This is a genomic window from Fictibacillus sp. 18YEL24 (genome assembly GCF_015903855.1).
GTDB lineage: Bacteria > Bacillota > Bacilli > Bacillales > Fictibacillaceae > Fictibacillus > Fictibacillus phosphorivorans_C.
In genome coordinates this window covers 226,989-240,819 of record NZ_JACZDT010000006.1, presented here as the reverse complement: position 1 = coordinate 240,819, position 13,831 = coordinate 226,989, and the positions used below count along the sequence as shown (strand labels likewise).

At 39.9% G+C, this 13,831-nt stretch carries 12 protein-coding genes; 6 read left to right on the top strand and 6 right to left on the bottom strand.

Annotated features, from left to right (window positions below; genetic code table 11):
* Positions 1–279: 279 nt before the first annotated feature.
* Both HU823_RS22350 and HU823_RS18820 read right to left on the bottom strand, forming a co-directional pair.
* Positions 280–486 carry a YbdD/YjiX family protein gene (locus HU823_RS22350; RefSeq protein ID WP_197223011.1) on the bottom strand — a complete coding sequence of 69 codons (207 nt, stop codon included), beginning with the start codon at positions 484–486 and terminating at the stop codon, positions 280–282.
* Positions 483–2,585, bottom strand: a complete 2,103-nt coding sequence (locus tag HU823_RS18820; protein ID WP_197223010.1) for a carbon starvation CstA family protein — start codon at positions 2,583–2,585, stop codon at positions 483–485. The genes HU823_RS22350 and HU823_RS18820 overlap by 4 nt, the downstream gene beginning before the upstream one ends.
* A gap of 103 nt (positions 2,586–2,688) precedes the next feature.
* Here HU823_RS18820 and HU823_RS18815 point away from each other — a divergent pair, with 103 nt between their 5' ends.
* The 5 genes from HU823_RS18815 to HU823_RS18795 all read left to right on the top strand — a co-directional run bounded on the left by HU823_RS18815 (position 2,689) and on the right by HU823_RS18795 (position 6,078).
* A complete protein-coding gene (locus HU823_RS18815) occupies positions 2,689–3,582 on the top strand; it encodes a TIGR01777 family oxidoreductase (protein WP_144703901.1) in 894 nt (297 codons plus the stop codon).
* Positions 3,583–3,612: 30 nt separating this feature from the next.
* Positions 3,613–4,743 (top strand): amidohydrolase, encoded by a 1,131-nt coding sequence (locus HU823_RS18810; protein ID WP_197223009.1) that lies wholly within the window; start codon positions 3,613–3,615, stop codon positions 4,741–4,743.
* A 254-nt stretch (positions 4,744–4,997) separates the two neighbouring features.
* Positions 4,998–5,564, top strand: a complete 567-nt coding sequence (locus tag HU823_RS18805; RefSeq protein WP_197223008.1) for a GNAT family N-acetyltransferase — start codon at positions 4,998–5,000, stop codon at positions 5,562–5,564.
* Between the two features lie 90 nt (positions 5,565–5,654).
* Positions 5,655–5,792, top strand: coding sequence for a hypothetical protein (locus HU823_RS18800; RefSeq protein ID WP_153238255.1), 138 nt, complete (start codon positions 5,655–5,657; stop codon positions 5,790–5,792).
* Positions 5,793–5,913: 121 nt separating this feature from the next.
* On the top strand, positions 5,914–6,078 hold the full coding sequence (locus HU823_RS18795) for a YfhD family protein (RefSeq protein WP_137791569.1): 165 nt from the start codon (positions 5,914–5,916) through the stop codon (positions 6,076–6,078).
* A gap of 231 nt (positions 6,079–6,309) precedes the next feature.
* Here HU823_RS18795 and HU823_RS18790 read toward each other — a convergent pair whose 3' ends face one another.
* Together HU823_RS18790 and rlmD are read right to left on the bottom strand one after the other, a co-directional pair.
* A complete protein-coding gene (locus HU823_RS18790; protein WP_144703910.1) occupies positions 6,310–6,873 on the bottom strand; it encodes a maltose acetyltransferase domain-containing protein in 564 nt (187 codons plus the stop codon).
* Positions 6,874–6,896: 23 nt separating this feature from the next.
* Positions 6,897–8,288: a 23S rRNA (uracil(1939)-C(5))-methyltransferase RlmD gene (gene rlmD / locus HU823_RS18785; protein WP_197223007.1), complete on the bottom strand. Its 1,392-nt coding sequence runs from the start codon at positions 8,286–8,288 to the stop codon at positions 6,897–6,899.
* A 251-nt stretch (positions 8,289–8,539) separates the two neighbouring features.
* On the opposite strand from rlmD, the gene HU823_RS18780 reads away from it, so the two are divergent.
* On the top strand, positions 8,540–10,972 hold the full coding sequence (locus HU823_RS18780) for a carbohydrate binding domain-containing protein (protein ID WP_197223006.1): 2,433 nt from the start codon (positions 8,540–8,542) through the stop codon (positions 10,970–10,972).
* Between the two features lie 106 nt (positions 10,973–11,078).
* On the opposite strand, the gene pdaA is transcribed toward HU823_RS18780, so the two are convergent.
* The gene (pdaA, locus tag HU823_RS18775) at positions 11,079–11,882 is read right to left on the bottom strand and encodes a delta-lactam-biosynthetic de-N-acetylase (RefSeq protein WP_370630135.1); all 804 of its coding nucleotides are present in this window, start codon (positions 11,880–11,882) and stop codon (positions 11,079–11,081) included.
* A gap of 348 nt (positions 11,883–12,230) precedes the next feature.
* Positions 12,231–13,778 (bottom strand): fumarate hydratase, encoded by a 1,548-nt coding sequence (locus HU823_RS18770; RefSeq protein WP_144703919.1) that lies wholly within the window; start codon positions 13,776–13,778, stop codon positions 12,231–12,233.
* Positions 13,779–13,831: the final 53 nt, after the last annotated feature.

Below are 13,831 nucleotides of genomic sequence, written 5' to 3'. Positions count from 1 at the left end.
ACACGGAAATTTAAGGAGCATCGGCGGTTAGAACTGATTTTCAGGTGTAAAAAGCGCAGGCACGGGTGCTTACGCGGCATTCTCAGGTGTAAATCGGTACATCACAGGTGGTTAACCCCACTTTACCGGTGAACGTGTAATAAAATATAAAAACACATACCGTAAAAAGCACACCTCCCTGACCTCCATGAACCCCATTCATCACATAAAAAAAGCACCCTCCCCGTTTGGAGAGAATGCTTTTTTAATGAAAGTGCAACCTGCACTTATAAAGGCTTATCAACAGCGTTTTGCATTTGCGCCATATTTATTTTCGAGCAATTCTGCAAAAAACTCTTTTTCAGTCGGAGGTGTGCGATCGGGATGATTCTCTTTTAGATGTTTCACATAAGCTTGGTAATCAGGCAGATTTGAGATTCCCTTTCCGATATATAAAAGGATTTGAAAGATATCTTTCACCCATTTCCAAGCGGCATGAAATGTCACGATACATCACCAAGCTTTGTTTGCACAAATGGCTCTTCAACTGTTTCTAAAGGCTTCTCACTCTTAACAGCTTTGTACCAGATGCGCATCGCATCAATCAGTACACCTAGAATAAGCAACATAAAGATCGCAGTTAAATAAGCGTTTAACGTATTGTTGAAGACTAGCTGTTTAGCAGCTTCCATGGAAGGTACAGTTGCCGGCAAGTTTCCGCTCGCAATTGCTTCCTTCATCACTTCTGCTTGCTTTAAGAAACCGATTTTCGGAACATCAGAAAAAATCTTTTGCCAAGCCGCATAGAACGTTACAATCATCAGCCAAGCAAGAGGAACCAACGTCACCCATACAAACTTTTTCTTACCCATCTTCAAAATAACAGTTGTTGCCACGATAAGGGCGATCGCCGCTAACATTTGGTTAACGATACCGAACAATGGCCATAGTGTATTGATGCCGCCTAACGGATCCGTTACACCGACGACTAAGAAATAACCCCAGCCTGCAACGACTAACGCACTCGTGAAATATACAGCTGGCATAGAATCTGTTTTTCGTAAAGGTTTGTAAATTTGTCCAAGAAGATCTTGAAGCATAAACCTACCTACCCGTGTACCAGCGTCAATAGTGGTCAATATGAATACAGCTTCAAATAATATCGCAAAATGGTACCAGAACGCCATCAACTGTGGTCCACCGATCACTTGCGAGAAAATTTGTGCGATCCCTACAGCTAATGACGGAGCACCACCTGTTCGAGAAAGGATCGATTCTTCGTCTACATTTTTAGCGAGTTCATTGATCTCATCCGCTGATACCGTGAATCCCCAAGAAGATATCGTTGTAGCAGCTGTCGCGACATCCGTTCCGATCGCAGCACCTGGAGAGTTGATCGCAAAATAGATTCCTGGAGTTAGAAGCGTTGCCGCTACCATCGCCATGATCGCGACAAAAGATTCTGTTAGCATTCCTGCGTAACCGATCATAGGAGCATGCTGCTCGTTCGCGATTAGTTTAGGTGATGTTCCTGATGAGATCAAAGCATGGAAACCAGAGATGGCTCCACAAGCAATCGTAATGAACAAGAATGGAAAAAGGTTTCCTGCGAATACAGGACCAGTTCCATCAATAAATTTAGTAAGTGCAGGCATTTGAATCTCAGGCATTACGATAAGAATACCGAGTGCCATCATTCCGATTACCCCTACTTTTAGGAATGTGCTGAGATAGTCTCTTGGTGCAAGAAGCATCCAAACAGGAAGAACGGATGCAAGAAAACCATAAACGATCAACATCCAAGCTAAAGTCTCACCATCAAATGTAAAAAGAGGTGCAAGTGTTGGAGAATCTGCAACCCATTGGCCGCTGACTAACGCAAAAATCAATAATACAAAACCAATAATGGACGCTTCCCCTACTCTACCCGGGCGAAGATAGCGCATATATACACCCATAAAAAGAGCGATGGGAATGGTCATGGCAATCGTGTATGTACCCCATGGGCTTGATTTAAGTGCGTTAACAACTACTAGTGCAAGAACGGCAATTAAAATAACCATAATAGCAAAAACACCGATAAGCGCTAGCATTCCACCAACTGGTCCTATTTCTTCTTTAGCAATCTGACCGATTGATTTACCTCTGCGTCTCATGGAAATAATTAAAATAACAAAATCTTGTACAGCACCGGCTAGAACTGCTCCGACAATAATCCAGATGGTACCAGGCAGATATCCCATCTGTGCCGCTAATGTTGGACCAACAAGTGGACCAGCACCCGCGATCGCTGCAAAATGGTGTCCATAGAGTACCCATTTGTTTGTCGGTACATAATCCTTACCATCTGCATATCTTTCTGCAGGTGTTGCATTGTTCTTATTAAGGCTGAAGATTTTTGTAGCAATAAATCGTGCATAAAAGCGATAAGCAATGGCATACGTACACAAGGAAGCAACAACAAACCAGATTGCATTGATCTTCTCGTCTCTTTGGAGCGCGATGATCGATAAGGCGATTCCCCCAGCTAAAGCAATCCCAATCCATAACAGCGCTTTCAAAAAGGGGTTCTTCTTTTTTGCTTGCACATTTCTTTGGAGCTCCATAAGCCTTCTTTCCTCCTCAATAGGGTAATATAATATGTACAAGATGAATTATAACAAATATTCATAATTTTTAAATAAATAAATTGGAAAGAGGTGGATTATCTTGAAAAGAATCTTAGTAACCGGAGGCACTGGCTTTGTAGGAGGATTTCTGACCAAACACCTTACATCGCTTGGAAATGAGGTCTTTATTCTGACAAGAAAAGATAAACAGTCAGAGGAAAAAGGCGTTCAATATGTGCAATGGATGGGAAGCAATGAACCTGACCTGCCTCCGATCGATGCAGTTGTAAATCTTGCTGGAGAATCCATAAATGGCAGATGGACCGATGAAAAGAAAAAGTCGATCTTAAACAGCCGTTTAAAAGTTACAGAAGAATTATTAAAGCTTGTTAAGAAGATGCCACAAAAGCCTTCTGTTTGGGTTAACGCTTCTGCCATTGGTTATTATGGAACTTCTGAAACCGAAGTTTTCACAGAGAGGTCATCCAAGCATGGCTCTGACTTTTTAGCTGAAGTCGTAAGAGCATGGGAAACGAAAGCATCAGAAGCAAAATCTCTCGGTATCAGAACGGTTTTTACACGATTCGGTCTGGTACTAGGTAAAGACGGTGGAGTACTTCCCCAGCTAAGCCTTCCCTATCGTTTTTTTGCAGGTGGTACGGTTGGTTCAGGCAAGCAGTGGGTTTCGTGGGTACACGTGGAAGACGTAGCAAAACTCATTACGGAAGCCATAGAGAATGATCAATATTCAGGACCTGTTAATGTAACTTCCCCGCACCCCGTAACAATGAAAGAATTCGGTCAAGCAACAGGTGACGCTATGCATCGCCCACACTGGCTGCCTGCACCTTCCATAGCTTTTAAGATCATGTTTGGAGAAATGAGTATGTTGATTCTAAAGGGACAGCAGGTACTTCCAGAAAAAGCGCAAAACATAGGCTATACGTTCTCCTATCCACAATTAAAGGGGGCTTTACATGATTTGTTACAATGATAATAAAAATAATTTATCAGGTGACACATTATGAAAACTTTAATTCAAAAAGCGAAAGTGTATCCAATTACGAGCAGTGAACTTCAGCAAGGCGACGTACTAGTTGAAAACGGCAAAATCATGGCTGTCGAAACGCATATTGAGCCAACAGCTGATATGAAGATCATCCAAGCTGAAAATCTGCATCTTCTTCCTGGATTCATTGATGTTCACACTCATCTAGGATTATATGATGAAGGAACAGGATGGGCTGGAAATGATGCTAATGAGACACACGAGGTGCTTACTCCTCATATTCGTGCGATCGATGGCTGTCATCCACTAGACATCGCCTTTAAGGATGCAGTCCGTTTTGGAGTGACGACTGCACACATCATGCCTGGAAGTGCAAATGTTATTGGTGGAACGACCTCTGTCATTAAAACGCACGGACACGATATTAGAAAAATGATCATAAAGGAAACGGCTGGTCTTAAAATCGCATTAGGTGAAAATCCAAAACGAATTCATAGTGGACGTCATAATGATTCCATCACTCGGATGGGCATTATGGGTATGCTGCGTGAAGCTTTTTATCAAGCAAAAGATTCAGCTTACCAAGATAATTTACGTGTTGCACCGATCGCAGCCGCATTAAACCGAGAGATTCCTGTTCGCATTCATGCTCACCGTGCAGATGATATTCTTTCTGCTATCCGTTTTGCTGAAGAATTCAACTTAGACTTTCGTATTGAACATTGTACAGAAGGTCATCTCATTGCGGACTCATTCAAAGATTTAAATTTAAAAGTTAGTGTTGGTCCAACACTAACGCGAAAGTCAAAGATTGAACTGAAGAACAAATCGTGGGAAACGTATCGCATACTATCGGAAAATAATGTTGAGGTTTCAATCACGACCGATCACCCTTACATTCCGATTCAATATTTAAACGTTTGCGCGGCAATTGCCGTTAGAGAAGGATTGAGTGAAAAAAAAGCGCTTGAAGGCATCACTATTGCTCCTGCTAAGAACCTTGGAATTGATGATCGAGTAGGCAGTATTGAGCCCGGAAAAGATGCCGATTTATCCCTCTGGACTGAGCATCCGTTCCACTTTTCTGCTACCCCAGTCATGACGATGATTGACGGAGAAATAATTTACAAAAAATCTACAAAATAACTATTTTCTTTTTTGAAAAAATGTCTTATTATACAAATAGAGCAACATGCGGATTAAGCGAATCCGGAACATTTTAAAGGTCGCTCCAGAATCAAATACAACATTATTTTCATAAATTAAATACTGAAGCAAGGGAAGGCAATTGGTGCGCCACCAGCTATGACTGGTCCTAGTGGGTTCGATTCCCACCCCGAATTAATTTTTATTCTTAATTCGAGGGTGGGGGATAACTCTGCCCTCTAGGAGGGATTAAATTGTTGAAAAAGCGTGATTTATCAGACAGTCATGTTCTTTACAATTTAATGGTGCACCCAGACGTCTTCCCTTTTGTGCGTCAAAAAGCTGCTTCATTCGAGGAATTTCTATTTCTAACGAAGCAAACGATCGAGGAAGAAGACCAAGGAAACATTATTTCCAGAACGATTTTGGATGAGTGGCATAATCCAATCGGCACCATTAATTTATTCGATGTCCAAGATGGCTATGGCTTTCTTGGCACGTGGATTGGTCAGCCTTACTTCGGAAAAGGGTATAATTCTTTAGCAAAAGAAGCTTTCTTTTCTGAATTATTCTATGAGAAAGATATCCACACAATCTTTATGCGTATTCGCAAAGTAAATATTCGTTCACAAAAAGCAGCTGAAAAGATTCCTTATGTGACGTTAGCCAACGAAACAAGAAAAGATGTTTATGATCAGTTAAACCAAGGACAGGATATCTATAACCTTTATCAGATTGAAAAAGATAACTACCTCATGCACATGCTTCGTACACAAACACAGTCTCTGGAAATTGTGGAAGAACAGTTAAAGGAAGCTTAATACAGGTAACTTGTACACTCACTCTGCGCATACTAATAAACATCACTTCCATTTGGAGTGATGTTTATTTTTTTGTAAGGAGGTAATGTCATGGAGAGTAAAAAACAACAAGCAAAAGAAAGAAATGACGATCTAACTAAAACTCAAGAGATTCTTTATAAAGAGGAATTAAAATCTGCAGAATCAACAGCAGAGACACAAGAGATGACAAACGAAGATAATTCCTAAAAGGATGATTCTTCCTCTAATATTTAGCTAAAAAATGCACATTCTATAGTTGAGGACAAGTTCCTCAAATGCTTTTGATTTACGTTTCAAAACATCGTGATATCTTTAAGGAGGTATTTGTGTGGAAAAACGTAACCGAAAGTCCTCATTGCACAACAATGCTAAAGCTTCTCAAGCCAAAGGACTTGATGTCGAGTACTCAAGTGAATTGGCAGATCAAAACGATCTTGAAGCACAAGCACGTGCACAAGCCGCTGACCGACGTCAGAAAAATAGTCGTCGCTAAGTGCAAAAAGACCTGCTGGGATAGCAGGTCTTTTTTTAATATAGAAATCTTGATGCTCTACCTGTCTTGTGGATAAAGTTATCCACAGAGTTGTTAATAATGTTGATACATACAATTTTACTACATCTTAATGTGTGCAATTTTGTGCAAAACTTTTTAGTTATGCACATTTTCTGTGGAAAAACATGTGGATAGTGTGTATATTTCTGAATTTTTCAAGCTTTAAATATATTATTTCATTTCAATCGTTTTTATTATTTTAGCTGGATTCCCTCCAACTACTACATTTGCAGGAACGTTTTTAGTCACTACCGCTCCTGAAGCGACTACTGCATTATCCCCAATTTTTACACCTGGATTAATAATAGCTCCTCCACCAAGCCAAACGTTATTTCCGATATCGATAGGCTTTCCATACTCAGCACCAGAATTTCTTTCTACTGGATCTAACGGATGAGTAGCTGTATAAATATGAACACCTGGTGCTAACATGCAGTTATCACCAAAACGCACCTCACATACATCTAAAATGGTGCAGTCAAAGTTTGCATAAAAATTTTCCCCTACATGAATGTTGTATCCATAATCACATTTGAAGTTAGGCTCTATTCCAACATTTTGACCGGTTGAACCAAATAATTGTTTGATCAAGGAATTCCGTTTATCCCATTCCTCTTCTGTTGTCGCGTTGTATTCTCGGGTCAATTTTCTCGCTTGGATACGTTCGTTAACAAGCAGCTGATCATCCGCACGATACATTTCTCCATCGATCATTTTTTCTTTTTCCGTTTTCATGCAGCACCGTTCCTTTCAACTAACTATTTAAGAACTAATGTACATACAGCTTCAACTTGTGATGTTTGAGGAAACATATCCACAGGAGTGATCTGCTCTACCTTATAACCATTACTTATTAACATGTGGACATCTTTCGCTAATGTTGAAGGGTTACAAGAAACGTACACCATTTTTTTAGGTTTTGTTTTTATTATCGTTTCTAAGAAAACAGGATCACACCCTGTTCTCGGTGGATCTACGACTACTACGTCAGGTTGCCAGCCTTCTTTTACCCATTTCGGGAGAAGTTTTTCAGCTTTTCCTGTCTCATAATAAGCGTTTTTAATTTGGTGTTTCTCAGCATTCTTTCTTGCATCCATGATGGATTCTTTAATGATGTCCATCCCTCTTACTTCTTCTGCACCATTCGCAAGCCACATGCCGATCGTACCCGAACCGCAATAAGCATCAACGACCTTTTCATTACCAGTCAGATTGGCCTGTCTTTTTACTTCGTTATATAAGTTTACAGTCTGCTCAGGATTCAACTGGAAAAACGCACGTGCTGATAGCTCAAAACGAAGATCGCCAAGATGTTCAGTTATCGTATCTTTTCCGAATATACCCTCCGTCTGTTGACCAAATACGAGCGACGTTTTCTCTTCATTTACATTTTGAACAAAGGAAGTCACTTGAGGCAGTCTTTTCTTGATCTCTGCCACAAAAATTTCTTTTTTTGGCAGCTCATTCGTTGCAGTTACGATGACTAACTGAATTTCATCCGTACGGAAGGCTGTTCTAACTACAATGGTACGTATGCTGCCTGTTTGTTTTCTTTCGTCATATATAGGTAGATTCAGATCTCTAATGATCTGTTTAACTTTATTCGTGACAATATTCGTATCTTCATGTTGTACGAGACAGTGATCAATGTTGATCAACTTATGTGAGTTTGAGCTATAAAGCCCTGCGATTACAGTATCGTCGATCTTTCCAACTTGAAATTGAGACTTATTTCGATATGCCCAAGGCTCGTCCATTCCAATTGTATTTCTCACATTCAATTTATCTCTATGAATCTTTGTGTATCGCTCAAAAGCCTGCACAACGATATCTCGTTTTTCTCTTAGTTGAGCTGCATAAGACATATGCTGAATCTGACATCCGCCACATGTCTCATAGATTGGACAAGGTGGTGTTACTCTATCTTTGGACTTTTTAAATACTTTTTTTATCTTTGCTTCTGCTCGGTTTGGATAGACTTTTGTAATAATAACCGACATTTCTTCGCCTGGAATCCCTCCAGGAACAAAGACTACTTGTCTTTGATGAAATCCAATTCCTTCGCCATTAATGCCCAACCGTTTAATTAGAAGCGGAATTGTCTCACCTATCTTCATAATGGTATTATTATTTGGTTTCGTATTTTTCATAATATTATTCACTCGTTTCTTAGCTAAAAGTGGCTTTCCTTATTGTAGACGAAACTCGCATGTTCTACCAACTTCAAATTCAATCGGAAAATGATTTTATACAAAAACAATACTAAAGTCAGATTGTGTTGGATTTTTAAAATCTCTATAATAGCTTTAACGAAAGCGCTTTCGTAAACAGCACTTATATATTTTTAGTTTTTTTCGAAACCGCTTTCGATTTACTGTTTATATAAGGAGGATATTGCACAGTGAAAAAAATTTATGCTTTTGCTCTCTCTGCTTTATTAATGATGCCAAGCGGTGGGACCGCCTCTGCAGATGCCGATGTGGATAAAGAAGTACAAAAAAAGAAAGGCAAAGCGAAATGGTCTCTTACTTGGTCTGATGAATTTAACAAACCTCAAATTGACCCAAAAAAATGGACGTATGATATCGGTAACTGGATAAAAGATGAAGAGGGCAATCTTATTACGCCTGGTTGGGGAAACAATGAAAAACAATATTATACAAACTCAGATGAGAACTCATTTATTAAAGATGGTAAATTAATTATTCGTGCTAAAAAAGAGACCACAACGGATGATTCTGGTAACTATGATTATACATCCGCTAAGCTAAAAACAAAGGGACTATTTAGTCAAACGTATGGCCGTTATGAGGTTCGTGCAAAATCTCCTACAGGTAAAGGGTTATGGCCAGCGGTTTGGATGTTACCCGAAAAAGATCGATATGGTGGATGGGCGGCATCAGGTGAAATAGACATCATGGAAGCTTGGGGAAGTAAACCAAATAAAGTGGCTGGCACGCTCCATTATGGTGAGACTTGGCCAAACAATCGTTATACAGGAAAAGAATTTGAATTTCCTTTTAACGAGGGAATAAATACTTGGCACACATATGCCATCGAATGGGAACCTGGTGAGATCAGATGGTATGTAGATGGTAAACTGTATCAGACCCAAAATGAGTGGTATGCAAAAGGACCAAATAATCCGGTCAAGTACTCGTATCCAGCGCCATTCGATCAAAACTTTTATTTAATCATGAACCTAGCTGTTGGCGGTTGGTTTGATGGAGATCCCGATGAAACGACTACGTTCCCTCAACAGATGGAGATTGATTATGTTCGTGTATATGAGTTGAAAAACCGCGATTACCGAGATCCAGTGGAACCTACTCCAAAGCCTGTTGAACTGCCTGAAGATGCCAAACAACCTCTTGAAGATGGAAACCTCATTTATGACGGGAACTTTGAAAGACCATTTACTCGTATCGATCAAAGTGAAACACCTTTCGATACATCCTACTGGAACCTTGTTACTCTTCCTGAATTTGGTGGTGAGGCTTCTGTAGAAAAGGAAATGATCGATAACAAGAATTTTGCGGTGATCACTCCATACGTTCCTGGATCATTTTCACATTCTGTACAAGCCATTCAACTTCTTTCACTCGGCAAAAGCGGACGTTACAAAGTTAGCTTTGATGCAAAAGCTGCATCTGATCGACAAATGACTGTTAAAGTAGGCGGTGGCGCAGATCGTGGTTGGGGTAAATACTCGAATGAAGAAAATATCAAATTAGGCACTGCACTTTCAAGTTATTCCTTTACCTTCGATATGCTTGCCGACACAGATCTTGCGGCTCGATTAGAATTCAATCTAGGAAACAACGGAAGCGTTCCGGTTTGGATTGGTAACGTACGTGTTGAAGAAGTTACAAATGAACCGATTGATGAATCCGCCTCTAAGCCACCACTTCGCGATGGTAACCACATTTATAATGGAACATTTGATCAAGGTGCGATGGATCGATTAACGTATTGGAACTTTGTTTCCAAACACAAAAAAGATAGAGCTGTTGTTAGTGAGAAATCTCGTGAATTTCATGCTGATTTAAAGGGACACTCTTCTAAGAAAACAGATAAATACCTTGTTCAAAAAGGAATCCAATTGATCAAAGGAAATGAATACCTTTTAACTTTTAAAGGAAAAGCCGATAGAGCTCGATCCATTGAAATTGGTGTGTTAGATGAAAGCGGCAAACAGTTCTATGTAACACCAGCTAAAGTAACTCTAAACAAAAAGAGTGATTCGCACGAGGTAAGATTTATGTATGAAGGAGAAACGTCAGATTATAATAGCCAGTTAATCTTTTACTTAGGCGGCAATCCTGCTGATGTTTACTTAGATGACATTTTTCTAAAGAAACTAACCAATATTCCCGATTACAACGATGTAGAGATGAATCCATTGAAAAATGGAGATTTTCTTTCCGGCCTTTCATTTTGGAACCCCTATATTCATTACGATGCTAATGCTGTAATCATGAGTGAGGAAGGTAAAGCCAAGATTAACATCGATTCTGAAGGAAATGAGCCATGGAGCGTTCTTTTAGAACAAGGCAATTTAAAGCTAGTTGAGGGATTGAATTACGAACTACGTTTTTCGGTTTCCTCACAGATCGCTCGCAACATAGAAGTAACGTTAGAGAACGCACAATTTGAGCGTTATTTTGCAGAGAACGTTGAAATTGCTAATGAAGAAACTATTTACACATTCCAAATCACCCCTACAAAATCAGATACGATGTCCTTGAAGTTTCTTTTTGGTAAAAGTCCTTTATCACCACTAGGCAAACATGAAATATACCTCGATGACGTACAGCTATCTGTTTTAAAATAATCCTTGAACGCTTAAACCACTGTCTTCTCAAACATAGGTTTAAGCGTTTTTTTGTATGCTTTTTAATACAAAAAGAAACACCTTCGCAAAGTATGCAAAAGTGTTTTTAAGATTTAAATAATAATGGAGTTGGCACAGATTTCTTAAGCTGTAAGTCGTCTAAGCTTTTGAATGTGTAGCCTCTTTCTTGAAGAGCTTCAATTGTGCGTTCAAGTGCATCTGCATTGTCTTTAGAAACTGTATGCAAAAGCATGATACTGCCTGGGTGAATCTGCTTCATGATCTGGTTGTATGAATATTGCCAACCACGCTGTTTATTGGTTTCCCAATCTAAAAAGGCAAGAGACCAAAACACATGTGTATAACCTTCTTGTTTAGCGAGCATGATCGTTCTTTCGCTAAACACTCCTCTTGGAGGCCGAATATAATTCATATCGGTTTTTCCCGTTATTTCCGTATATCTGATCTTTACTTTTTCAAGCTCGTTTTTTAATCGTGCATCAGACACTTGGGTAAGGTCTGGATGGTAATAAGAATGATTCCCTACAATATGCCCTTCTTCAGCCATTCGTTTTATTAGGTGAGGGTGAGTCTTCATAAATTGTCCGGTTACAAAAAAGGCTGCAGGTACTTTCTTCCTTTTCAACACATCCAAAACATTGTCGGTATAACCGTTTTCGTATCCATTATCAAAGGTTAAATAGATATCTTTTTTGGCAGGATCTCCAATAAAAAGGCTATCGTATTTGTGGACGAGCTCCATATAATCTGTAACAGGAGGCTTTTCTTCCCCTTTTTTCTCAAAGTACCATTCTAGTCTTTGATTGGATACGCCTCTTTGAGCATAAATAACATGTGTTTGTGTGAAAAATATGATTGAAACCAATATTAGGCACAGGAGCCGATTGATTCTCATTAAACTTCCTCCTTCAAGCGACAACCTATACCTTTATTTTGTTGTAATTGTAGAAAACCATGCTAGGGATATAAAGGAAACGAGTCTAGTTGGTGATATCAAATGTCCCGGTGTGTGCGGAAATCCTAAGTTTTTATGATGAATCCAGAAGTTTTCTGCTTCAATCCACAAGTTTTGATGCCCAATCCTAAAGTTTTCTGCTTCAATCCACAAGTTTTGATGCCCAATCCTAAAGTTTTTGCGATTTATCCACGAGTCTACAGATATAGACAAATTTCGACATCCGAAACGCAAAAAAAAAAACCACAGTTCCCTATCAGAACTGTGGCTCACACATTCATTTTATTTAAATACGGGATCTTTAAACTGCTCTAACTTTTGTAGTGATGATTTCTCCACATGCTCATGAAGACTGTTTCCATGTGAATCCATCGTTACAACAGCTGTAAATCCATTAACGCGAATGTGCCACATCGCTTCTGGAACACCGAATTCCATCAGGTCGACACCTTCAACTTTTTCCATACACTCTGCGTAATATTGTGCAGCACCGCCGATAGCGTTCAAATAGACACCACCATGTTCTTTAAGAGCTGCTAATGTTTTTGGACCCATTCCACCTTTACCAATAACTGCCCGGATTCCGAACTTTTTCATAATATCACCTTGGTATGGTTCCTCACGAATACTTGTAGTCGGTCCTGCCGCTTTTACAACCCAGTTTCCTTCAGCGTCTTTTGCCATTACTGGTCCGCAGTGATAGATGATCTGACCGTTCAGATCGATTGGAGCAGGATTATCCATTAAATGTTTATGAATAGCATCTCGACCTGTATGCATCATCCCGTTGATCGTCACAACATCTCCGACTTTTAGCTCACGGATTTGCTCTTCGGTAATAGGAGCTTCAAGTGTGACACTTCTCGTCTTTTCTTCTTGCTGTTCAACAGCTGCAGCTGCTTCCTCTTCAGCTTTAGTGAAGTCCACTTCTTCGCCTTCTGTATACAACCAATCTTGAATTTCTCCCGTTTCAGCGTTAAGTTTTACCCCTAAACGACGATAAGCCCAGCAGTTATAAGCTACTGATACAAAGAAACTCGCTGGAATACGATTGATCACACCAACTTTACAGCCAAGTAATGTCGTTTCACCGCCAAAGCCCATCGTACCGATACCGAGCTTATTCGCGTTCTCCATCACATACTCTTCAAGTTTACGGAGATTTTCATTCGGATTAACGTCATCTACCGAACGGAATAGCATCTCTTTAGCTAGCTCGTACCCTGATGTACGGTCTCCCCCGATTCCAACACCGATAAAACCGGCACTGCAGCCTTGACCTTGAGCTTGATAGACAGAATGCATGATACATTTACGGATACCGTCTAAATCACGTCCCGCTCGTCCTAAGCCTTCTAACTCAGCAGGAAGGCTATATTGAATGTTTTTGTTCTCACAACCGCCGCCTTTTAAGATCAGCCGCGCATCGATATAATCTTCTTCCCACTGCTCAAATTTAATAACAGGCGTCCCGTCTCCTAGGTTGTCTCCACTGTTGTCTCCAGTGATCGAATCAACTGAATTCGGACGAAGCTTCGTATCTTTTGTTGCATCCGCAATCGCTTGACGAATCGCTTTTTTCATCTTAATCTGGTTCGCTCCTACAGGAACTTTGATTTTAAAAGTAGGAAGTCCCGTATCCTGACAGATTGGTGAAACATTTTCATCAGCTTTTAAAATATTATCCGTAATCGTATCTAAAGACATCGCAGCACGTGTTCCGGCGTTTTCCTTTAGCTTAGCTGCAAGAATGGCACGGCGAACGTCTTTTGGCAATTTCGTTGATGTTTCTACAATCAGCTTGTACATGCTTTCTTGAAATTTCTCCATCTCTTCACTACCCCTTTATGACTTGCTATTGTAAGCGTAATCAAAATTATTAA